This window comes from Curtobacterium sp. MCBA15_012 (genome assembly GCF_001864935.2).
GTDB lineage: Bacteria > Actinomycetota > Actinomycetes > Actinomycetales > Microbacteriaceae > Curtobacterium.
This window is the reverse complement of record NZ_CP126267.1, coordinates 765,236-787,115: the sequence shown is the minus strand read 5'-3', so window position 1 is coordinate 787,115 and position 21,880 is coordinate 765,236. Positions and strand designations below refer to the sequence as shown.

General features: G+C 74.5%; 18 protein-coding genes. 7 read left to right on the top strand and 11 right to left on the bottom strand.

What is annotated here, in order from left to right; all coding sequences use genetic code 11:
* Position 1: 1 nt before the first annotated feature.
* A complete protein-coding gene (locus QOL15_RS03635) occupies positions 2-1,171 on the bottom strand; it encodes a CPBP family intramembrane glutamic endopeptidase (RefSeq protein ID WP_071245193.1) in 1,170 nt (389 codons plus the stop codon).
* Between the two features lie 36 nt (positions 1,172-1,207).
* Between QOL15_RS03635 and QOL15_RS03630 the strand changes: the two genes are divergently transcribed.
* Positions 1,208-2,167 (top strand): EamA family transporter, encoded by a 960-nt coding sequence (locus QOL15_RS03630; RefSeq protein WP_139197221.1) that lies wholly within the window; start codon positions 1,208-1,210, stop codon positions 2,165-2,167.
* A gap of 6 nt (positions 2,168-2,173) precedes the next feature.
* Here QOL15_RS03630 and QOL15_RS03625 read toward each other — a convergent pair whose 3' ends face one another.
* Entirely contained in the window at positions 2,174-2,620 is a 447-nt protein-coding gene (locus tag QOL15_RS03625) for a GNAT family acetyltransferase (protein ID WP_065963077.1), read from the bottom strand.
* Positions 2,621-2,707: 87 nt separating this feature from the next.
* Here QOL15_RS03625 and QOL15_RS03620 point away from each other — a divergent pair, with 87 nt between their 5' ends.
* The gene (locus QOL15_RS03620) at positions 2,708-3,511 is read left to right on the top strand and encodes a class E sortase (protein ID WP_253181661.1); all 804 of its coding nucleotides are present in this window, start codon (positions 2,708-2,710) and stop codon (positions 3,509-3,511) included.
* A complete protein-coding gene (locus QOL15_RS03615) occupies positions 3,508-3,684 on the top strand; it encodes a hypothetical protein (protein ID WP_171898792.1) in 177 nt (58 codons plus the stop codon). Before QOL15_RS03620 ends, QOL15_RS03615 begins: the two co-directional genes overlap by 4 nt.
* A 69-nt stretch (positions 3,685-3,753) precedes the next feature.
* Here the strand turns inward: QOL15_RS03615 and QOL15_RS03610 are convergent, their stop codons facing one another.
* The 4 genes from QOL15_RS03610 to QOL15_RS03595 all read right to left on the bottom strand — a co-directional run bounded on the left by QOL15_RS03610 (position 3,754) and on the right by QOL15_RS03595 (position 9,780).
* Positions 3,754-6,819: an AAA family ATPase gene (locus QOL15_RS03610; RefSeq protein WP_065963047.1), complete on the bottom strand. Its 3,066-nt coding sequence runs from the start codon at positions 6,817-6,819 to the stop codon at positions 3,754-3,756.
* The gene (locus QOL15_RS03605; protein ID WP_071245197.1) at positions 6,819-7,982 is read right to left on the bottom strand and encodes an exonuclease SbcCD subunit D; all 1,164 of its coding nucleotides are present in this window, start codon (positions 7,980-7,982) and stop codon (positions 6,819-6,821) included. The genes QOL15_RS03610 and QOL15_RS03605 overlap by 1 nt, the downstream gene beginning before the upstream one ends.
* Before the next feature lie 64 nt (positions 7,983-8,046).
* Positions 8,047-9,162 carry a S24/S26 family peptidase gene (locus QOL15_RS03600; RefSeq protein ID WP_071245199.1) on the bottom strand — a complete coding sequence of 372 codons (1,116 nt, stop codon included), beginning with the start codon at positions 9,160-9,162 and terminating at the stop codon, positions 8,047-8,049.
* 18 nt (positions 9,163-9,180) lie between these two features.
* Positions 9,181-9,780 (bottom strand): hypothetical protein, encoded by a 600-nt coding sequence (locus QOL15_RS03595; RefSeq protein WP_065963058.1) that lies wholly within the window; start codon positions 9,778-9,780, stop codon positions 9,181-9,183.
* A 217-nt stretch (positions 9,781-9,997) separates the two neighbouring features.
* On the opposite strand from QOL15_RS03595, the gene QOL15_RS03590 reads away from it, so the two are divergent.
* Together QOL15_RS03590 and QOL15_RS03585 are read left to right on the top strand one after the other, a co-directional pair.
* Complete coding sequence (locus QOL15_RS03590) at positions 9,998-10,459, top strand: MarR family winged helix-turn-helix transcriptional regulator (protein ID WP_065963060.1); 462 nt, start codon at positions 9,998-10,000, stop codon at positions 10,457-10,459.
* Between the two features lie 37 nt (positions 10,460-10,496).
* Positions 10,497-11,006, top strand: a complete 510-nt coding sequence (locus QOL15_RS03585; protein WP_071245201.1) for a DUF664 domain-containing protein — start codon at positions 10,497-10,499, stop codon at positions 11,004-11,006.
* A gap of 97 nt (positions 11,007-11,103) precedes the next feature.
* Here the strand turns inward: QOL15_RS03585 and QOL15_RS03580 are convergent, their stop codons facing one another.
* Both QOL15_RS03580 and QOL15_RS03575 read right to left on the bottom strand, forming a co-directional pair.
* Positions 11,104-13,143: a DEAD/DEAH box helicase gene (locus QOL15_RS03580; RefSeq protein ID WP_071246743.1), complete on the bottom strand. Its 2,040-nt coding sequence runs from the start codon at positions 13,141-13,143 to the stop codon at positions 11,104-11,106.
* A gap of 265 nt (positions 13,144-13,408) precedes the next feature.
* Positions 13,409-14,263 carry a PPK2 family polyphosphate kinase gene (locus QOL15_RS03575; protein ID WP_071246745.1) on the bottom strand — a complete coding sequence of 285 codons (855 nt, stop codon included), beginning with the start codon at positions 14,261-14,263 and terminating at the stop codon, positions 13,409-13,411.
* Positions 14,264-14,407: 144 nt separating this feature from the next.
* Here QOL15_RS03575 and QOL15_RS03570 point away from each other — a divergent pair, with 144 nt between their 5' ends.
* Positions 14,408-15,436, top strand: coding sequence for an alpha/beta hydrolase (locus QOL15_RS03570; RefSeq protein WP_139197426.1), 1,029 nt, complete (start codon positions 14,408-14,410; stop codon positions 15,434-15,436).
* A gap of 200 nt (positions 15,437-15,636) precedes the next feature.
* Positions 15,637-15,888: a hypothetical protein gene (locus QOL15_RS03565; RefSeq protein ID WP_065963070.1), complete on the top strand. Its 252-nt coding sequence runs from the start codon at positions 15,637-15,639 to the stop codon at positions 15,886-15,888.
* Between the two features lie 125 nt (positions 15,889-16,013).
* Here the strand turns inward: QOL15_RS03565 and QOL15_RS03560 are convergent, their stop codons facing one another.
* The 3 genes from QOL15_RS03560 to QOL15_RS03550 all read right to left on the bottom strand — a co-directional run bounded on the left by QOL15_RS03560 (position 16,014) and on the right by QOL15_RS03550 (position 21,831).
* Positions 16,014-19,403, bottom strand: coding sequence for an efflux RND transporter permease subunit (locus tag QOL15_RS03560; protein ID WP_083230280.1), 3,390 nt, complete (start codon positions 19,401-19,403; stop codon positions 16,014-16,016).
* A 141-nt stretch (positions 19,404-19,544) separates the two neighbouring features.
* Positions 19,545-20,201 carry a DUF6518 family protein gene (locus tag QOL15_RS03555; RefSeq protein ID WP_065963072.1) on the bottom strand — a complete coding sequence of 219 codons (657 nt, stop codon included), beginning with the start codon at positions 20,199-20,201 and terminating at the stop codon, positions 19,545-19,547.
* A gap of 163 nt (positions 20,202-20,364) precedes the next feature.
* Positions 20,365-21,831, bottom strand: a complete 1,467-nt coding sequence (locus QOL15_RS03550) for a PLP-dependent aminotransferase family protein (RefSeq protein WP_071246756.1) — start codon at positions 21,829-21,831, stop codon at positions 20,365-20,367.
* Positions 21,832-21,880 lie beyond the last annotated feature (49 nt).

Here is a 21,880-nt window from a genome sequence, read left to right as displayed (position 1 = left end):
CCTACGGGCGACGGGCGACACCCACCGCGCTGTCCACACCCTGTCCGTCGGAACCGGCCCGATGACCCGAACCCACCCGCTCACCGGACCCGGCGGGGTCACCCGACCCGGCCACGTCGTCGACACGCGCCGGCGCGTCCGACCAGCCCGCGCCTCCCGGCCGGAACCACCGCGACCCACCCGCGAACCCGGGCGGTGTCCCGCGGAACCGGGGCGCCTCGTGACCGGCGAACCGCCGGTCCAGCCCCCGCCACGTCGCGAGCACCTCGACCATCCCCCAGTAGAGCAGCGACGTGCCGAGCGTGACGAGCCACCCGCCGACCGTGCCCTGCGCGTCCTGCGACGTCAGGTCGATCCGCGACCACCCCGGCGCCTGCAGCACGAAGATCATGATGTTGTTGAAGGCGTGCTGGAGGACCGTCGCCTCCATGCCGCCGGTGCGCAGCACGATGATCGCGGCCACGAGACCGAACGAGCCGACGTCGAGGATGCCCCAGACGTTGTAGCCGTTCGGGATGTGCAGCAGGGCGAACACGACGGTCGAGACGACGACCGCGACGACCGTGCCGACCACGCGGACCGGGATCCACGAGCCGATCGTCTGCATGAGGAAGCCGCGGAAGACGTACTCCTCGGCAGCGCCCTGGAACGGCACGAGCAGCAGGACCAAGACGATCGTCAGCGTGAGCGTGCCCGCCGAGACCGTCGAGTGCCCGATGGCGGCGTGGTCCCACCCGAAGCCGCCGTCGAACGTGAACATGCCGATCGTCTGGACCGAGAACATGATCGCCGCGACGACGAGCGTGGGCAGCAGGCACCACGCGGTCCACCGCCACCGCACCCGGAAGCGCGTCGACGACAGGACGTTCGCGGGACCGAGCTTCGCGAGCTTCACGGCGAGCAGGATCCCGGGCAGCAGCACCACGAGGGACACGAGCGACAGCGACAGGACCAGCGGGTCGGTGGGGTCGAGTGCCCCGCTCGACAGCTCCTGCTGGAAGCGCATCAGCCCCTCGGGACCCTGCGAGGCTCCGATCGGGACGAAGTACGCGACCGCGAGCACGACCTGGGTCGCGACGTACCAGCCGGCCAGGACCGCGAGCGCGACGAACGGGCGCCACCACCGCCAACGGGCGTCGACGCGGGGCAGGCGGTGGTACGGAACGCTCACCCTGCGCAGGCTACCGGGCCGGGCAGGATGGGACCCGTGACCACCGTGCTGCTCGCCCTGACCGGGGCCGTCGTCTACGGCGCCGCCGACTTCCTGGGCGGTGTCGCGGCGAGGCACCTGCGTGCCGTCACGGTCGCGGCGGCCACCGCCGCGGTCGGGCTGGTGCCGCTCCTGGTCGGGGTCCCGCTCGTCGGTGCCGACCTCTCGGGGGCTGCCGTCGGCTGGGGGCTCGTCGCCGGGTGCTCCGGCGGGATCGGCGTCCTGCTCCTGTACCGCGCGCTCGCCGTCGGGCCGATGAGCGTGTTGTCGCCCCTCACGGCCGTGTTCGCGGCCGTCGTGCCCGTGGTGGTCGCCCTGGTGCGGGGCACGGTGCTGTCGCCGACGGGGTGGGCCGCGCTCGTGGTGGCGGTCGTCGCGGTGGTGCTCGTCGCGGCGGTGCGCGACACCTCGGGCGCGCGGGTCACGGCCGTCGGACTGGTCACGGCAGCGGTCGCGGGGTGCGGCTTCGGCGGGATCGTGCTCGCCTACGACGCGACGCCGGACGGGTCCGGGGTCGCGCCGCTGCTCGTCGCGCGCGGGGTGCAGACGGTGCTGCTCGGTGCGGTGGCGGTGGTGGTCGCGGTGCGCACGGGTGGCGCGGGGCGGCCTGGAGGCGCGGTGCCGGCGGGCGGGTCGGCGCGGCCCGGTGCGTCGCTGCGGTCGGGAGGCGCGGTGCCGGTCGGCGGGGCGGGGCGCGTGGGCGGGTGGTCGCGTCGGGTCGTCGCGACGGTCGTCGCGTGCGGCGTGCTGGACGCGTTGGCGAACGTCTGCATCCAGGCGGCGCTGCGCGCCGGGGAGGACCCGTCGACCCTGCCGGTCGTGAGCGTGCTCAACGCGCTGTACCCGATCGGGACGGTCGCGCTCGCGGGGGTGGTGCTGCGCGAGCGGCTCACCGCGGTGCAGTGGAGCGGGGTCGGGCTGGCGTTCGCGGCGGCCGTCGGGTTGGCGCTCGCGTGACGTCGGTCAGTCGTCGGCGACGAGGCGCTTGCCCAGGGACACCGCGTGGTCCTCGGCGTACCCGAGCGAGGCGTAGAAGCCGAGCACCTGCTCGTTGCCGGCGCGCACCTGCACGTTGACCTTCGGGCAGCCGCGCTCGAGCAGCAGCCGCTCGAACTCGGCCATGAAGGCACGGCCCAGGCCGGTGCCCTGCTGGTCGGGCCGGACCGCGAGGTAGTTCACCCAGCCGCGGTGCCCGTCGTAGCCGGCCATGCCCGCGCCGAGCAGGGCCGGGGTCCCGTCGTCGTCCGGATCGGTCTGTTCGGCGACCAGGAAGAGCTCGGGCTGCTCGGCGGTCTTGCGGGCGATGTCCCGGTGCGGGTCGTTCCACGGACGGAGGAGTCCGCAGGCGTCCCACAGTGCGACGACCGCGTCGGTGTCGTCCTCGTGGAAGGTCCGGAAGCGGTACGGCACGTCCACAGGCTAGCGCGGCCCACACCGGACGGACGCTCACGTCTGCTATACCTGGTCGACCACCGCATCCGTCGGATCAGGAGCACCGTGACCGCACACGACACCATGCCGTCGCGGCGATCCGCGCGGGGCGAGGACGACACCCGGACCGGTCGACGGCGTCCCCGTCAGACCGTCGGTGGTGCGCTCGTGTCGCTCGTCGCCGAGCTGCTCATCATCGCCGGTGCCGGCACGGGACTGTACGTGCTGTGGACGGCGTGGTGGACGGACGTCGTCGCGGTGAACGAGCAGACCGCCCTCGTGCAGGACCTGGAGCAGACGCCGGTACCGACCGCCGCCGGGACCGAGCACCGGGACGCCGCGCCCGTGCTGCCCGAGCCGCCGGACGTCACCTCGGTCTTCGGCACGATGCAGATCCCCCGCTTCGGCGCCGACTACGTTCGCCCGATCGGCGAGGGCACCGACCGCGAGAAGGTCCTCAACACGATCGGCCTCGGCCACTACCAGGACACCGCGATGCCGGGCGCCGAGGGCAACTTCGCCGTCGCCGGGCACCGCGTCACGTACGGCAAGCCCCTCAACCAGATCGCCGACCTCAAGGACGGCGACTCCGTCGTCGTGCGCGTGACCGACAAGGCGAAGGGCTTCGACGTCTGGTACGTCTACAAGGTCACCGACTCGCAGATCGTCACGCCCGACAAGATCGAGACGATCGCACCGGTGCCGAACCAGCCCGGTGTGGCGCCCTCCGCCGAGGACCGCTGGCTCACGCTGACCGCCTGCCACCCGATGTGGTCCGCGAAGGAGCGGTACGTCACGCACGCCAAGCTCGACTACTGGATGCCCGCCTCGGAGGGCACCCCGAAGGAACTCTCGGAGACCCCGCAGTGATCTTCCCGTTCGTCTGGCGCGTGCTGCCGGGTCCCGTCGTCCTCAAGGTGCTCGAGCTGCTCGTGCTGCTCGCCGCGGTCGTGTGGGTGCTCTTCACCTTCGTGTTCCCGTGGATCGCGGCCGACATCCTGCCGCCGCCCGACGGGACCGTGGACGTCTCGCCGACGCCCTGACCCGCCGGCACGGTGGACGTCACGCCGACGCCCTGACCCGCCGGCACGGTCGGTCCCGGGCGGTGGGGGTCAGACCGTCGTCGTGACGCGGGACCCGCCACCCGGCGCGCGACGGACCGCGATCCGCTCGGGGATCCGCTGCTTGAGCTCCTCGACGTGGCTCACGATGCCGACCTGCCGACCGCCGGCCGTCAGGCGCGAGAGCTGCCCGATGACGTCGTCGAGCGTCTCGGGGTCGAGCGTGCCGAACCCCTCGTCGACGAACAGCGTGCCGAGGGCGACCCCGCCCGCCTCGGCCTGCACGACGTCGGCCAGCCCGAGCGCGAGGCACAGGGACACCGTGAACGTCTCGCCGCCGGACAGGCTGCCCGGGGCGCGGAGCGTGTCGGTGGTGTGGTCGTGCACCGCCAGTGCGAGGCCGGTGCGTCGGGCGCGTGACCCGGCCTCGCGCTCGTCGGACGTCTCGAGCGTGAAGCGGCCCGCGAGCATCCCCCGCAGCCGGTCGTTCGCGGCGGCGACGACGTCCTCGAAGCGCCGCATGAGCACGTAGGTCCCGAGGGTGATCCCGCTCGGGTTCACCGAGGCGACACCCGAGGCCACGTCGGCGAGCCGCACGACCGCGCGGCTGCGGGCCGAGGTGGCGTCGCGCGACCGGACGGCACGGTCGAGGTCGGCGGCACACGCCGCGGCCGCTCCGGCTCGGTCGGCCGCGGACTGGGCGGTCCGGGTCGCCGTGTCGGCACGGTCGGCGGCCTGCACCCGGGCCTCGTGTGCGGCGTCGACGTCGAGCGGCTCGTCGCCGAGCGCGGCCGCCTCGACGACGTCCGGTGCGGCGAGGCCGGCCTCGACCACGGCCCGCTCGCGCTCGGCGGTCGTCACCTCGGCGCGCAGGCGCTCCTCGTCGGCGGCGGTCAGGCGAGCTGCCCGGGCGTCGGCGACGTCGGCGAGGCCGTGCTGGTCGAGCGCTGCCCGGACGTCGCGCTGCCGGTCCTCGGCGATGCGCTCGGCCGTCGTGACCCCGGCCTCGGCGACGAGGACCGCGTCGAGCTCCGCGACGAGGTGGTCGAGCGCTGCGACCGCCTCGTGGAGGGTCGCTGGACCGTCGGTGGACGGGTGCGCGCTCGACGCCGGACGACCCGTGGGCGCTCCGGTCGGGTGCTGGTCGGGTGTCTGCGCCCCGCCAGTCCGCGGTTCCGCCCGCAGGTGGTCGCGCGCCCGTCCGAGCGCGGCGTCGACGGCGGCGGTGTCGTCCGCGAGCCGTCGGTCCTCGTCCGCGCCGGTGGCGACCAGCACCGCGTGCCGGGACCGGACGGCGTCCCGCTCGCGTTCGAGGGTCGTGGTGCCCTCGTCGTGTGCGTCCCGCTGCCGGTCGAGGTCACGCACCTGGACCGCTGCCTGCTCGGCGGCGGCCACCCGGGCGTCGGCCGCGGCGGCGCGCTCCGCGAGCGTCGCGGCGTCGAGGGCACCGACCGTCTCGTCGAGCCGCTCGAGGAGCGCCCGGGCGACGGCGAGGTCGGCCGCGGCGTCGGAGAGTGCCGTCTCGGCGATCCGGGTCGCCCGGGACGCCGCCTCGACCGCCTCGACCGCGGGGTGGTCGTCCTGCGGTGCCGCGGGGTCCGGGTGCTCGACCGCGCCGCACACCGGGCACGGCGCCCCGGCTTCGAGGGCCGCACCGAGCTCGCCCGCGAGGCCCGCGATCCGCCGCGACCGCACGTCGTGCTCGGCCGCGAGTGCACGCTCGGCCGTGGCCCGCGCGGTCGCGACGGCACGCTCGGCCGTCTCAACCGACCCGCGCGCCAGGTCCCGTGCGGCCAGTTCGGCACGCAGGTGCGCGACCCGCTCGACCTCGAGCCGCGCAGCCTCGGCGTCCGCCGCGCGCTCGGTGGCGGCGCGGAGCCGTTCGACGAGCTCGGCACGCTGGGTCGGACGACCGGCGATCTCCTCGTCGAGCGCCGCCGCGCGGTCGAGCAGCTCCGCCACCCGTCGGCTCGCGTCGGACCGTGCTCGACGTCGGGCTCCCAGGGAGTCCTCGACCGCCACGAGGTGCCGGACGTTGCCCAGGAACGCGGTCAGCGCAGCGCGTCGTCCGGTGGCGTCGGCGTCGGGCCGGAGGCCGATCCGGGCACGGAGCGCCGCAGCAGCCTCGGCCGCCCGGGTCGCACGCTCCCGAGCGGAACCGAGCGCATCGGCGGCGAGCACGACCGGGGTCGCCCTGGCGGCGAGTCCGAGCCGTTCGCGCACGGTGGCGATCCGGGCGGCGCCGTCGTCGAGCGCGCGCTGCCGGTCGAGCAGTGCGGCCCGGCGCTCGCGGGCGGCGACCCGGGCGCGGACCGTCTGCTCCCGGAGCGCCGCAGCCTGTGCCGCGGCGACGGCGGCGTCCCGCGCGGCCGCGGCCTCGTCGGCGGTGGACCGCAGGGCGGCGACCGTCGCGTCGACCTGCTGCTCGTCGGGGTCGTCGACCCCGGCCGCCTGGGCGAAGCGGCTGAGGGCGTCGCGCACGCGGGCGTCGGCGCCCTCGACCTCGGCCTGCACGGCCCGGCGTCGGGCGGCGAGTTCCTCGGCGGTGCGGTCGTAGACCTGCGTGCCGAACAGCGACTGCAGGAGCTTGCGGCGTTCCTCGCCCGGGGACCGCAGGAAGCGCGCGAACTCCCCCTGCGGCAGGACCACGGTCTGCAGGAACTGGACCTTGTCGAGTCCGACGATCCGCGCGACCTCGAGCCCGACCTCGGGGATGCGGGACGAGACCGGCTCGCCCACGGTGTCGGCGGGGTGCGCGAGCCGGAACAGCTGCGCGGACGCCTGCTGCCGCACGGTGCCCGTGCCGCGCTGCTTGGGGCGGTCGTACTGCGGGGTGCGTCGGACCCGGTACACGCCGGCACCCGTCTCGAACACCAGGTCGACGAAGGGCTCGACCCCGGGGTCGGCGTGCTGGCTGTGCAGCCGGTCGGGCGTGGAGGACTCGCCCGCCAGCCCGCCGTACAGGGCGAACACGACGGCGTCGATGATGGTGGACTTGCCCGAGCCGGTCGGGCCCTCGAGCAGGAACACCCCGGACGCCGCGAGCGCGGCGAAGTCGATCGAGACCAGGTCGGGGTAGGGCCCGACGGCTTGCAGGTCGAGTCGGTGCAGGTACATCAGCGGGCCCCGTCGGCGTGCATCGCGAGCAGTGCGGCCTCGTACGCCTCGGTCAGGACGGCGCGGTCGTCCTCGCTCGGTGCCGCGCCGGTGGCGAAGGCGACGAAGTCGGCGGCGACCTCGACGGGGTCGGACGTCGCCGAGACCGCCGTGGCGACCGCACGCTCGGGCCGTTCCGCGGGCTCGTGGGTGATCGCCAGGGCGTGCGGGAAGTGGTCCTTCACGCGGGCGTACATCCGTTCGGGGTGGACGGTGTCGGTCACCGCGACGCGGACCCAGGCGTCGGCGTCGGACGCGTGCGCGCCGGACTCGACGTCGGCGATCGTCGCGCGGACGTCGACGAGCCGGCGCGGCACGGGGGTCGGGACGAGCTCGACCGTCACCGATCCGTCGGCCTCCAGGTCGACGACGGTCACGCTCTTGCGCTGGTGCCGCTCGCCGAACGAGAACGCGAGCGGGGAGCCCGCGTACCGGATCCGGTCGTCCGGCCCGACGCGCTGCGGGCCGTGCAGGTGGCCGAGTGCGACGTAGTCGACGCCGTCGAACACCGAGGCGGAGACCACGTCGACCCCGCCGACCCGGATGTCCTGTTCGCTGTCGCTCGGCGCGGCTCCGCCCACGAAGGCGTGTGCGACGACGACGCTCCTGGTGCCCGGTCGGGACGCGAGGTCGGCCCGCACGCGTTCGGTCGCCGCTCCGAGGACCGCCTGGTGCGACCGGGCGAGGGGCTCGTCGGGGACCGCGGCGAGGGCGTGGCGGGTGAGGTCGGGGTGCAGGTAGGGGATGCCGTACACCGCGACCGGTCCGGCGTCGTCGGACAGGAGCACGGGCGTCGCGATGCCCGCCGGCTCGGCGAGGATCCGGACGCGGTCGTGCATCACCCCGGCACCGAAGCCGAGCCGCGCCGCGGAGTCGTGGTTGCCCGGCGTCAGGACCACCGTGGCGGTCTCGGCGAGCCGCTCGAGCGCGCGCGACAGGATCCGGACGGCGTCGACCGGCGGGATCGCGCGGTCGTAGACGTCACCGGCGATGACGACGAGGTCGACCGCCCGCGCACGGACCGTCTCGACGAGGAAGTCGGTGAAGGCGGCCTGGTGCTCGAGCAGGTCCGCACCGAGCAGCGTGCGGCCGAGGTGCCAGTCGCCGGTGTGCAGGATGCGCATGCCGTCACGGTAGCGGCGGCCGGGGACATCGCCCGACGCCCCGCGGCGGCCTGTGGAGAGCGCGTCAGCTGCAGGTCAGGGACAACGACGTGACGACGGTCACCGTCGGTTGCGCGTCGCCGTCGGCAGACCAGACGCTCCCCGGACCGGCGTCGAGCGCACGGACGGTGATCTTGCCGCTCGTGATGTCGAGCAGCCCCGCCGTGACGACGACACTCGTGGCCGCGGCGTCCGGCGAGGCGATCCGTGTCCCACCCCAGGAGACGTCGTACCCGCGGATCGCCCAGTTCGGCTTCGTCCACGAGATCGTGACCCCCTTCCCCGGTCCGTTGGACACGCAGGTCACCTTCGTGGGCCCGGGCATGACCGCAGCGGTGACCCTGGACGGCGGCGACGTCGTCGACGCGGCGAACGGCACCGCCTCCGCGCGGTCCGGCGCGACCAGGCCTACCCCACCGAGCACGGCCACCGTGACGAGCAGCGCACCCCCCTGCCGGAGCGCTGCGTGCCGGGCACCGGCCCGCGAGCCGTCCCGCACGGCCGGGCCGCGAGCCGAGCGACGGCCGTGGACGCGCGTGCCGCCGGACGGTGGCGGCGGGGCGGACGCACCACGCGCCTCCCGGCCGGCCCGACGCAACCCGCCGTCCACCGCGCACAGCGCGAGCAGACCGGCGAGGACGGCCGCGGCACCGGCCACGGCTCCCCACCGCCCCTCGTGCGCCCACGCGACCGGGACGCCGACCCACGGCACCCGGAGGTAGCCGACCCCGTGCACGGCCGACCGGTCGAGCGGGGTGGAGTCGGCCGCCGGGTTCGCGTCGCCCTTCGTGACGAGGGTCCCGTCGTCACGCGCCTCGACGTAGCGGTGCAGGCGGAGGTGACCGGGCTGGTCGGGGTCGTCGGCGAGCAGGACACGCCCCGGGACGACGTCGGGCTCGGGCACGGGGCGCGAGACCACGACGTCGCCCGGCGTGAGCCTCGGGGCCATGGAGCCGGTGACGACCGTCGTGGGCTGCCACCCCAGGACCGCCGGTGCGGCGGCCCACAGCGCGAGCCCGACGACCGTCGCGACGATCGCGCGCGCGGCCGTCCCGACGACGACGCGCGTCCAGTCGAGGGCCTCGAGCACGGCGTCCGGACGGGCGTGGCGGTGCTGCCCGCCCACGCCGGTGCTGTCCATCACGGTGCCCGTCGCGGATCAGCTGTTCTGTGCCTCCCAGGTGAAGCCGATGGACGCGGTCTTCCCCTGCGCGGTGGTCGGGGTGTCCGAGGCGACCGTGTAGGTGAACTTGTACACACGGGTCTGGGACGTGGCACCGCCGGTCGTCGCCCAGGAACCGAGCCCGTTGCCGTAGTTCGTCGCGGTCGACCCGAACTGCGAGAGCAGCCCGGTGAACACGGGCTGGCCGGCGTCGGCGGTGAACCCCGTGCACGAGGACGTGCTGCCGCCGGAGCCCGCCTCGACGAGCAGGTTCGTGTGGGTCGCGAGTTCGCTCGTCGTCTGCGCGCCGGTGCCGTAGAGCTTCACGACGGCGGGCAGGGACCCGGTGGAGGTGACGGCGATGCACTTGGAGCCGGTGGACGAGGGCTTCAGGTTGGTCGCGGTGAAGAGCGCGGTGTCGTTGTCGTCGTCCGTCAGGGCGACGCTGCCCGCGGTCCAGTTGCTGGTCGGGTTCGTGGTGGTGGCCGAGAACGCCGAGTACGAGGCGGTCGAGACGACGACGCCGGACGCGACGATGGCGGCGGGGACGGCGATCCAGGCTGCGATGCGGGCAGCACGAGGCGAGACACGGGACATGGTGGTCCTCCGAGAAGGTGATCTGATCGGTTGCGGTCCCGGACCCGCGGTGGTTGGTCGCGCTGCAGAACCTGGTGGTTGCGCACCACCGTACGACGAACCTGAGGACTCCACAACGTTTTTCCTGGTACCGGAGATGGGGGTTGCTTGATCGTTCACATTCTTGTTGAATGAGACAGTTCGTCCACCCGGGACGGCACCACCCGAGACGAGACCCGTGACGATCGCCGCCCCCGTCGTGCCCACCCCGACCGACGGCCTGTCGTCCGCCCTCCGAGCCTTCCGGACGCTGCAGACCCAGCACGCCCGCGTCCTCACGCAGGAGAGCGCGGCCCGCGGGCTGCACGCCACGGACCTCCGGTTCGTCCTGGTCGTCGCGGGCACCGAGGGGGCCGGCCTCACGCCCAAGCAGGCGGCCGACCACCTCGAGCTGACGACCGGCGCGATGACCTCGCTGATCGACCGGCTCGAGCGTCGGGGCCACCTCGAACGCCGCCCGAACCCCGGCGACCGGCGGAGCATCCTCGTGCAGCTGACCCCGACCGGGGCGCAGCTCGCCGACGAGGTCGTCGCCGTGTACCGCGAGGCCTTCCGCGACGGCGTCCCGGCGTCGGAGCTCGCCGCGCTCGCGGCGGCGTTCACGGGCGTCGGTGCCGCGCTCCGTCGCCACCGTCCCTGACGGTCGGGCCCCGGCCCGGCCGCGTACGGTCGGGCGCATGACCCCGTCCGAACTCCTCACCGAAGCGTTCTCCCGCATCCCCGAGACCGTCGACCGGTCCCTCGACGGCATGTCCGCGGACCAGCTCGCGACCCGACCCGCCGCCGGTGCCAACACGCTCGCATGGCTCGCCTGGCACACCGCACGCGGCCAGGACGCGCAGGTCGCGGCCCTCGCCGGCAGCGAGCAGGTCTGGACCGCGGACGGCTGGGTGGAGCGCTTCGGGCTGCCCTTCCCCGCCGAGGCGCTCGGCTACGGCATGTCCCGCGACGACGTCGGTCGGGTGCGTGCGTCCGCCGAGCTGCTCAGCGGGTACCTGCACGCGGTGCACGAGCGCACCGTCGCCTACCTCGGCACGCTCGCGCCCGAGGACCTCGACGAGGTCGTCGACGAGGCGTGGGACCCGCCCGTCACGCGCGGGGCGCGTCTGGTGAGCATCCTCGACGACTGCACGCAGCACGCCGGCCAGGCCGGCTACGTGCGCGGCCTGCTCTTCTTCTCGCGCTGACCCGCGCACGTCGCGGTGCGCGCGGGGTGCGGCACGACGGAACGGGAGGCGCGGTGCCAGCCGGCACCGCGCCTCCCGTTCCGTCGTCCGGTCGCGACTAGCGCGCGGCGAGCTCCGCCACGATGCCGTCGCCGGGGCCCGCCTCGACGAGCTCCGCCTCGATCTCGGCGTTGTCGAGGATGCCCTCGATCTTGCGGCGGCGACCACGGGGGACGATCGTGACGACCGTGCCCTCCTTGCCGGCACGGCCGGTGCGGCCGGAGCGGTGCAGGTACGCCTTGTAGTCGTCCGGGGCGTCCGCCTGCACGACGAGCGAGACGTCGTCGACGTGGATGCCGCGGGCGGCGACGTCGGTCGCGACGAGCACGTTCACCCGGCCGCTCGTGAGCAGCTGCAGGTTGCGGGTCCGGCGGGACTGGTTGAGGTCGCCGTGCAGCGAGGTCGCGCGGATCCCGGCGTCCTCGAACTGGTCGGCGAGGCGCTCGGCGTAGGCACGGGTGCGGGCGAAGACGATGGTCTTGCCCTGGCCGGCCACGAGCTCCTCGAGCACCTGGTCCTTCTGGCGCTGCTCGACCACGAGCACGCGGTGGTCGATCGTCGAGGACGCCTGGTCCTCGCCGGCGACCTCGTGGACGCTCGGCTCGTGCAGGAACTCCGACACGAGCGACGCGACCTGCGCGTCCAGCGTGGCGCTGAACAGGAGCTTCTGGGCGCGGTTGCCCTGCGGGGTGACCTCGGCGGTCGCGGCGAGGATCTCGCGCACGGGCTCGAGGAACCCGAGGTCGCACATGTGGTCGGCCTCGTCGAGCACGGAGACGACGACCTCGCTGAGGTCGAGCTTCCCCTTGTTCATGAGGTCCTGCACGCGACCGGGGGTGCCGACGATGATGTCGACGCCGCGCTCGAGGGCGCCCTCCTGGCGGCCGTACGGGACGCCGCCGTAGATCTGCGTCGTGAACAGACCGACGGAGCGGGCGATCGGCTGCACGGTGCGGTCGATCTGCAGCGCGAGCTCGCGGGTCGGGGCCAGGATGAGCGCACGCGGGGCGCGGCCCATCTTGCGCTTCGTCCCGCCGCCGTGCTCCATGAGCTTCTCGACGAGCGGGGCGCCGAACGCGATGGTCTTGCCCGAACCGGTGCGACCGCGGCCGAGGACGTCCTTGCCGGCGATCACGTCGGGGATCGTGGCGGCCTGGATCGGGAACGGGCTCGCGGCGCCCATCTCGGCGAGGGTGCGCACGATGTTGCCGCCGATGCCGAGGTCGCCGAAGGTCACGCCCTCGACGTCCGCGGCGACGGTGGACGCCGCCTGGAGCTTCTCGAGCTTGACGTCGTCGGCCGGCACGTACCCGCGGCCGGCGTCGTCGCGGCCGGTCGAGCGCGGGGCACGGTCGTCGCGGTCGGAGCGACGCGGGGCACGGTCGTCACGGTCGAACCGGCGGGGTGCACGGTCGTCGCGGTCGTCACGACGCGGCGCACGGTCGTCACGGTCGAACCGGCGGGGTGCACGGTCGTCCCGGTCGTCACGACGCGGAGCGCGATCGTCGCGGTCGAACCGGCGCGGAGCGCGATCGTCGCGGTCGAACCGACGCGGCGCACGGTCGTCCCGGTCGAACCGACGCGGCGCACGGTCGTCCCGGTCGAACCGACGGGGTGCACGGTCGTCGCGGTCGAACCGACGGGGTGCACGGTCGTCGCGGTCGTCACGACGCGGGGCACGGTCGTCACGGTCGAACCGACGCGGGGCGTCCCGGTCGTCACGACGCGGGGCACGGTCGTCACGGTCGAACCGGCGCGGCGCACGGTCGTCGCGGTCGAACCGTCGGCCACCGCGCTCGTCGTCACGACGCGGCGCACGGTCGTCACGGTCGGACCCACGCGTCGGGCGTCCCGCGCCGCGGGGCTCCCACTTCGTGCGGGCGGGGTCGCGCGGCTCCCAGTTCGGACGCGCGGGGCGGTCGCCCTGGGCGGCGCGTCCACGACGCTCCTCGGCGTCCCAGCGCTGCTTCTGCCGCGGCGCGGCGGGATCGGCGGCACGGAAGCCGCGGTGCTTGGCCGAACGGGCGGCGGGGGTGCCGTTCGCGTGGCGGACTCGGTCGGAGGCGCGGGAGTTCGCGCCCTTGTCGTACGGGGCCATGACTGCTTTCCGGGGTGCGGACGTGCCACGCAGCCCGGCAGCGACATCGGCGGGGGCGGTACGTGGAGAGGGGGTTCATCCCGTCGTCGGATCGACGTGATTCCAGCCCTCGAACTACACAACACCCAAAAACGTCCGCGGCGCGCAGCCGCGGTGTCGAAGGCCGACCGAGGGAGTCTACGCGACCCGGCGCCCGAAGGCCAGCCCCGTGGTCACCGGACCGGCGGGACGGAGGCGGGGCGCGCCTCCCGGCCGACCCGCCGACTCAGGACGCAGCGAGCCTGCGACGCTGCTCGGCCACGTCGAAGTCGGCGGCCGGCCACGTGAGCTGCATGTCCTCGAGGGCGCGGAGCAACAGCTGCTGCACCGCCAGTCGTGCGTACCACTTGCGGTTCGCCGGGACCACGTACCAGGGGGCCCGGGCGGTCGACGTGCGGTCGAACACGACCTGGTACGCCTGCTGGTACTCGTCCCACCGCAGCCGCTCGTCGATGTCGGCCGGGTTGAACTTCCAGTGCTTGTCCGGACGGTCGAGCCGGTCACCGAGCCGTTCGCGCTGCTCGTCCGCCGAGATGTGCAGCATCACCTTGACGATCGTCGTGCCCTGCTCGGCCAGACGGTCCTCGAAGTCGACGATCGCGCCGTAGCGGCGTTCGATCTCCTCCGGGGGCGCCATCGCCCGGACGCGCTGGATGAGGACGTCCTCGTAGTGCGAGCGGTCGAAGACGCCGAGCTGCCCGGCGGACGGCAGCTCGCGCTCGATGCGCCAGAGGAAGTCGTGCGCGCGCTCCTCGGCGGTGGGTGCGCCGAAGCCCGCGTAGTGGACGCCGTTCGGGTCCACCGCACCGACGACGTGCGAGACGATGCCGCCCTTGCCCGCGGTGTCCATCGCCTGCAGGACGAGGAGCACGCGGCGTTCGTCTCCGGCGGTGCTCGCGGCGTGCAGGCGTTCCTGCAGGGCGGCCAGCCGACCGGCCCCGGCGGCGAGCGCCTCGAGCCCGTCGATCTTGCGCCCCGCGAAGCCGGGGGTACGGTCGGGGTCGACGCGGTCGAGGCGGAACCCCTCCTCGACGCGCAGCAGGGGCTCGGGGTCGGCGTTCCAGGCCTTGCGACGGCTCACGGGGTCCTCCTGACGGGTCGGCCCCCATCCTGGCACCCGGACGGCGGGTGGGTGCTCGGGTGCGTGGCGTCTCCGCCGGACGGTGGGGTGGGGTCGTCCCGTGGGCGGACGTGCCGCGTCGTCGGCCGGGTTACCGTGGACGCGATGAGGTCCGGTCGCCGCACACCGCTCGCGCTCCTCGCCGCGGTCGTGGCGCTGGTGTCGCTCGTGTCGTGCTCTCCCGACCCGGCCGCCGACGGGGACACCACGGTCACCGCGGACCCGGTGATCTACCCGCTGTCGTTGCGCTACCCCGGCATCGACGTCGTCGAGGACGTGCCCTACGGGTCCGACGCCCTGCAACGGCTCGACGTGTGCCTGCCCGCGGACAGTGCGCCGGACACGACCGCGACCCCCACCCCGTCGGGCTCCCCCACCCCGTCGGGCTCCCCGACGCCGGAGGGCCGCGGCGGACCGCGTGGCGGGTCATCCGGTCGGCCGGCGGTGGTGATGGTCCACGGCGGCAGCTGGTCGCACGGCGACAAGGCCACCGCGGCGTACCGGGCGGTGTGCCAGTACCTGGCGTCCGAGGGCTTCGTGACCGTGAACGTCGACTACCGGCTCGCCCCGACCGACCCGTTCCCGGCGGGCCTGGACGACGTGCGCCGCGCGCTCGACTGGGTGTTCCGACCGACGACCCTGTCGACGTACGACGTCGACCCCGGCCGGGTCGGGCTGTTCGGCGGCAGCGCTGGGGGCAACCTCGTCGCGATGACCGCCGTCACGGACCACGAGTCCGCCGCGTACGCCGCGGGCGACCGGGTCCGGGCGGTCGTCGACCTCAGCGGGCCGACCGACCTCACCGAGCGGTCGACCCGCGCCGACGGGGTGTCCGCGTCGTTCCAGCGGAAGCAGCTGCTGTACCTGGGGTGCCGGACGTACACCGACTGCCCGGCGGCGGAGCGGGCCTCGCCGGGGTTCCACGTGACGGAGGACACCCCGCCGTTCTTCATCGGGCACTCGACCGACGAGTTCATCCCGCTGTGGGAGTCCCGGGAGTTCGTGGCGACGCTCCGGTCGCACGACGTGTCGGTGACCTTCGTGGCGGTCCAGGGGTCGGCGCACTCGATCGCGCAGCTCGACCGGGCGATGAGCGAGCGGGTCGTCGGGTTCCTGCGGCGGCAGCTGGACTGAGGGCGGCCGGGCGGTGTCGGCCGGGCTGCGCCTGCGCCGGCCGCCGGTCCCGGGCTGCGCCGGCCGTAGGTCCCGGGCCGCGTCGGCCGCCGGCCCCGGGCCGCGTCGGCCGCCGGTCCCGGGCCGGTTCGGCCGGGCGGTGTCCGTGTCCCCCGGACTCGGGCGTGGCGCTCCGGTCCCGACACGCCCAGACTGCCGGGGTGACCGACACGACGACCCGCCCCGCCCGCACCACCGCCGAGTGGCAGCACCGGGGACCGCTGCGCGTCGCGGTGGAGCTCCTGCTCGGCCTGTCGTTCGTCGCCGCGGTCGCCTTCGGCGGGTACGCGGCGTCGACCGGGCACCTGGCCGTGCTGGCCCAGCTCGCCGCGATGGTGTTCCTCGTGACGCTGACGTGCGTGCTCGTGTCCTGGTTCCGGACGGCCGAGCCCGGGACCGGCGACCGGGGCTGAGCCCGGGCGTCGCGGCCCCGGTCACGACCGGACCCGGCGCGCCCCGGTCACGACCGGATCCCGCGCCCCCGTCACGACCGGATCCCACGCGCCCTGGTCACGATCGGACCCGGCGCGCGCCCCGGTCAGACCGTCGGCGCCTCGGCCTCGCCGTGCGCCGCAGCCCCGGCTCCTGACCCAGACCCAGACCCAGCGCCGGGCTCCGCCCGACGCTCCGCCTCGGCCCGACGGTCGGCCCGCCGCTCGAAGAACCCCTCGACCAGGGCGTAGAGCGCCGGCAGCACCACGAGGGTGAGCAGCGTCGACGACACCAGGCCGCCGATCACCACGAGTGCGAGCGGCTGCGAGATGAACCCGGACTTCCCGGTGAGCCCGATCGCCATCGGAAGCAGCGCGAAGATCGTCGCGAGCGCGGTCATCAGGATCGGTCGGAGGCGTCGGGTGGCGCCCTCGACCAGGGCCTCGTGCACGCGCAGCCCGCGGCGTCGGTACTGGTTCACGAGGTCGATGAGCACGATCGCGTTCGTCACGACGATGCCGACGAGCATGAGCAGGCCGATGAGCGACGCGACGCCGAGCGGGATGCCGGTGACGATCTGCAGCAGGAGCGCCCCGGTGGCGGCGAACGGCACCGACGCCAGGAGCATCACGGGCTGCCGCAGGCTGCGGAAGGTCGCGACCATGATCACGTAGACGATGAGCACCGCGACGAGCACGGCCAGGAGCAGCTGGCTGAACGCGGACGACTGGCTCGACGCGACACCGCCGATCGACGCCGAGGCACCCTTCGGCAGGTCGATCCCGTCGACGGCGGCGGTGACGTTCTGCACCGCTGCCCCGAGGTTCGACGCGTCGGGTGTCACGGTGATCGTCGCCGTGCGCACGGCGTTCGACGTCGTGATCGAGGTCGGCCCCTCGGACTGCTCGACCGTGGCGAGGTCGGACAGCGGCACGGCGCCGGTCGCCGTCGGGATCGAGAGCGACCGCAGCGCGTCGATCGTCGTCGGCGGCGCGGGGTCGGCGATGTAGACGTCGAGCGTCGCGTCGTCGATCTCGACGGAGCCGGTGTCCCGGGGCGACACGGCCGCGGCGACGAGCCCGCCGACCTGCGTCTCGGTGAGACCCCGCTCGGCGGCGGCACGGCGGTCGACCTTCACCGCGAGGTACGGCTCGGCGGCGGCGAGGTTGCTCGTCGCGCTCGTGGTGCCGTCGACGCCGCGCATCTTCGCGAGCACCGTCTTCGCGGCGGTCTGCAGCTCGGACTGGGTCGGCGCGGTGACGTCGACCTCGATGTCGCTCGACCCGCCGAACCCGCCGCCGGCCGACGACAGGCTGACCTCGCCGACGCCGTCGATGCGGTCGATCCGCTGCCGGGCGGTCGACTGGATGGTGGTCTGGTCGCGGGCCGAGTCGGTCGTGACGTTGTACTGCACCGAGGCCGACGCCCCGCCGCCGAACGCCGCCTGGATCGACTGCCCACTCGTGCCGATGGTGGTCTGGACGGTCTCGACGCCGGGGACGTCCTGCAGCACCCGTTCGACCTTGCGCGCGGCGTCCGCCTGCACGTCGAGGCTCGTGCCGGCCGCGAGGTCCTGCGTCACCGTGAAGGTGTTCTGCCCGGAGTCGCCGAGGTAGTTCGTCTTGACGAACGGGACGGCGGCCGCGGTGCCGCCGAGGACGAGCAGCGCGAGCACGAGCACGAGTGCCGGTCGGCCGATCGCCCACCGGAGCACGGGCTGGTACCCGCGGCGCAGGCGGTCGGGGGCGCCGGCGTCGTGCAGGTCCGCGCCCGACGCGAGCGAGCCGGTCGAGCCGGTCGTGGCCGCCCGGCCCGCGGCGTGCGCGTGGCCCTTCGGCGCACGGAGGAACCAGTACGCGAGCACCGGCACGATGGTGAGCGACACGAGCAGGGACGCGATCAGGGCCATCGTGACCGTGAGCGCGAACGGCCGGAACAGCTCGCCGACGAGCTCGGCGACGAACGCCACCGGCAGGAACACCGCGACGGTGGTCAGGGTGGACGCGGTGACGGCGCCGGCGACCTCGCGGACGGCGTCGAGCACGGCCCGGCCGCGGTCGACGCCCGGTTGCAGGTGCCGCTTGATGTTCTCGATGACGACGATCGAGTCGTCGACCACGCGTCCGATCGCGATCGTGAGCGCGGCGAGCGTGATGATGTTCAGCGTGTAGCCGGCGGCCTGCATGCCGATCGCCGCGAGGAGCACCGACGTCGGGATGGAGATGGCGGTGACGATGGTCGAACGGACGGACAGCAGGAACACCAGGATGACGATCACGGCGAACCCGAGGCCGAGCAGCCCCTCCTCGGCCAGGGAGTCGATCGACTGCTGGATGTAGGGCGCCTGGTCGAACACGACGGTGAAGCGCGGGTCGCCGGTGACCTTGGCCTCGATGCCGGGCAGGGCGTCCTTCACGGTCTCGGACACGTCGACCGTGTTGGCCTCCTGCGTCTTCGTGATCGCGATCGTCAGCGCGGTCTTGCCGTCGACCCGGCTGATCGACGTCCGCGGGGACTCCTCGATCTGCACGGTCGCGACGTCCCCGAGCGAGGTCGCCGTGGAGGCCCGGCTCGCGCCCGTCCCGCCCGTCGCGCTGGTCCCGGTGCCGGTCCCACCCGCAGCCGATCCCCCGGCGGTCCCGTCACCGGACGCGGCTGCACCGCCCGTGGCACCGCCGGTGCCGCCGGCACCGCCGGTCGCGGACCCGCCGTTCGCGGATCCGCCCGTGCTCGCGGAGGACGACGTGGACGACCCGCCGGACGCCGCCGTCAGCGGCAGCGCCTCGATGTCGGCGATCGACGCGATCCGCTGCCCGGTCTGCACCGAGAGCGTCTTGCCGTCCTGCGTGATGGTGCCGCCCGGGATGAGCGTGCCGTTGTCGTCGAGCGCGTCGGAGATCGACTGCGAGGTGAGCCCCCGCGCCGCGAGCTCGTCCTCGTTCGGGGTGATCACGACGCGGCGACCGGGGTTGCCGAAGACGTCGGCCTGGCGCACCCCGTCGAGCTTCTCGAGGTCGGGGATCGCCGTGGCGTTCAGCCGGTCGACGAGCTGCTCCTGGTTGCCGGAGGCCGTGACGGCGAGCTGCAGGACCGGCAGGTCGTCGAACGACCCGGTCACGATCTGGGTCTGCACGGTGTCGGGCAGCGAGAGCGCGTTGACCGCGGTCTGGATCTTGTCCTCGGCGCTGGCGAGGTTCGAACCGTAGTCGAACGACGCGGAGACGACGCTCTGCCCGGTCGACGAGGTCGCGCTCGTCGACTCGAGGTTCGGGACCACCTGGATCGCCTGCTCGATCTTCGTCGAGACGTCGTTCGACACGACCTCCGGGGTCGCCCCGGGGTAGGCGCTGACGATGGCGACCTGGGGGAACTCGACGCTCGGGATGAGCTCCTGCTTGAGGTTCGTCAGTGCGACGCTGCCGAACACCGCGACGACGATCGTGACGAGGGCGATGAGCGCGCGGTTCCGGATGCTGAAGACCGAGAGGAAGTGCACCGTCCGATCCTCCCAGCACTCCCTGCGAGTCGGGACCGCCCGAGGCCGGGCAGCGCGGCCGGGCTGCACGTCCGGGCTGCGCGTCCGGCCGACCCGACCGGGCAACGCGGTGGGCCGGCTCCCGGGACGGCCGGCGGACGGTCAGCCGCCGAGCAGCAGGTACGCGGCCAGCACCCCGGCGGCCCCGACGACCCCGGTCACGAGCGCGACCGTCCGGGCGGTGGTGCTCGGCGCCGTCCACACGGCCACGCCGAGCACGACCATCCCGATGACGACCTGGGCGATCCAGCCCGGCAGCGTCTCGGCGGTCGCGACGCTGTGCAGTGCCCGCACCCCCTCGCCGACGAACACCGCCGCGACGACCCCGAGGGCACCCGCGCGCACCACGGGACCACCGACGCGCAGGGCGACGGCGACCCCACCGGCGAGGAGCCCGGCCGGGACCCCGACCACCACCCAGAAGCCGGTCGGCGACAGGACGTCGGGGTAGCCGCGCAGGTTCGTGGCCGCCCAGTACCCGACGTGCATGAGCTCGAGCAGCACCACGCCGAGCAGCATCGCGAGCGGCAGGGCGACGCGGCCGGTCCGGACCCGTGCGAGCAGGCACAGGAGCACCGCGACGCCGAACCAGGGCGCCGCGGAGTTGGCCGCGACGGCGAACGCCTGGACCGCCTGCCCGAACGAGGTGAGGACCCCGACGAGCAGCGCCGCAGCCAGGGCCATCGTCACGCGTGCAGCGGCGGGGACGGCCGGGACGACCGGAGCGGGGTCACGGTGTGCGGGCGAGATCGGGGTCACGGTGAGCAGCCTGACGGGCGACGGCAGCCCGCCGCGTCACCCTGCCGGGCGACACCGTGCCGGTGACCTCCACCTGTGGGATGACACAGCGGAGCACGCCGGCAGCCCGGACCACCGTCGCGGGCTCGCACCACCGCGACGGCCCCGGACCACGGCGGCGGGCTCAGACCACCGCCGCGAGCGACCCGCGCGCCCCCGCACCGACCCCGCCGACCCGCGCCCACGCCCGCTCGAGCACGTCGACCATGCGCTCCCGGTCCCCCGCCGACCCGGTGTACGGCACCCGCAGGAACCGCTCGAAGCCGCCGTCGGGGCCGAACACCCCGCCGGAGGCGAGCACCACGCCCTCGGCCCGAGCGGCGAGCACGAGCGCGCTCGACACCGGCCGCCCGAGCCCGACCCACGTCGTCAACCCGCCCGCCGGCGACGGGACGTCCCACTCGGGGAGCCGCGCGCGCAACGCGGCCACGACGTCGTCGCGACCGGCGCGCAGGAAGGTGCGCCGCGCCTCCAGGACGGCCGCCGTGCGCGGGACGAGCTCCCGCACGACCAGCTGGTCGAGCACCGGGGTGCCGAGGTCGCCCGTCGGGCGGGCGAGGAGCAGCCGTTGCAGCAGGTCGGGAGCCGCGCGGACCCAGCCGATCCGGAGCCCGCCCCAGAAGACCTTGGCGGCCGAGCCGATCATCACGACCCGCTCGCCCGCGGGGTCGGCGACGGCCAGGGGCACCGCGGCGGGACCGTCGATCCGCAGCTCGCCCATCGTCTCGTCCGCGACGACCACGGTGCCGGTCGACGCGGCGACGGTGAGCAGGCGGTCCCGGGTCGCGGCGGACATGACCGCCCCGGTCGGGTTGTGCAGGTCGGGCATGACGTAGGCGACGGCGGGTGCGGTCCGACGCAGGGTCGTCTCGAGTGCGGTCTCGTCCCAACCGGCGTGCGCGTCGACCGGCACCCCGACGAGTCGGCCACCGGCTGCGCGGAAGGCCTCGTGCGCGTGCGGGTAGGTCGGCGACTCGACGAGCACGGCGTCGCCGCGGCGCACGAGCACGCGCGCCAGCAGGGCGATCGCGTGCTGCGCGCCGATCGTCACGACGACCTGGGCCGGGTCGGTGGGCAGGCCGCGCTCGGTGTACCGCGCGGCGATCGCGGCCCGCAGGCCCGGGTCGCCGACGGTGTCGTACCCGATCCCGGCGAGCGCCGCGGGCACGTGCCGGACCGCGCGTTCGACGGCCTCGGCGACCTCGGGAGCGGCGTGCAGCGCGGCCTTCCGCAGGTCGAGCAGATCGCCGGGCACGACGCCGCCGAGCTGCTCCGGGTCGGGACGGCCGACCAGGTCGCGCGGCAGGTGGACGACGCTGCCGGAGCCCCGGAGCGACACGAGGAACCCGTCGTCGCGCAGCCGGGCGTAGGCGTTCGCGACCGTCGTGCGCGAGACCCCGAGGGCGTCCGCGAGGCCGCGTTCGGCCGGCAGCCGGACCCCGACCGGGATCCGCCCGTCGATGACGAGCACGCGCAGGGCGTCGGCGAGCGCCTCGTAGGCGGGGGCGTCGGAACCGCCGCGCCAGTCGGTGAGCAGGAGCGCGCCGGCGCGGGCGCCGAGGGGCCGGGGACTGCGGAGGACCGGGGTCACGGGTCCACGGTAGCCGGATTGGCTCTCGACCACCATGCCAATCCCGCGC

Bases quoted from the DNA above. Each gene is read 5' to 3' on its own strand.
- QOL15_RS03610 (WP_065963047.1), bottom strand. From the start codon at position 6,819: ATGTACCTGCACCGACTCGACCTGCAAGCCGTCGGGCCCTACCCCGAC.
- QOL15_RS03605 (WP_071245197.1), bottom strand. From the start codon at position 7,982: ATGCGCATCCTGCACACCGGCGACTGGCACCTCGGCCGCACGCTGCTC.
- QOL15_RS03600 (WP_071245199.1), bottom strand. From the start codon at position 9,162: ATGGACAGCACCGGCGTGGGCGGGCAGCACCGCCACGCCCGTCCGGAC.
- QOL15_RS03595 (WP_065963058.1), bottom strand. From the start codon at position 9,780: ATGTCCCGTGTCTCGCCTCGTGCTGCCCGCATCGCAGCCTGGATCGCC.
- QOL15_RS03585 (WP_071245201.1), top strand. From the start codon at position 10,497: ATGACCCCGTCCGAACTCCTCACCGAAGCGTTCTCCCGCATCCCCGAG.
- QOL15_RS03580 (WP_071246743.1), bottom strand. From the start codon at position 13,143: ATGGCCCCGTACGACAAGGGCGCGAACTCCCGCGCCTCCGACCGAGTC.
- QOL15_RS03570 (WP_139197426.1), top strand. From the start codon at position 14,408: ATGAGGTCCGGTCGCCGCACACCGCTCGCGCTCCTCGCCGCGGTCGTG.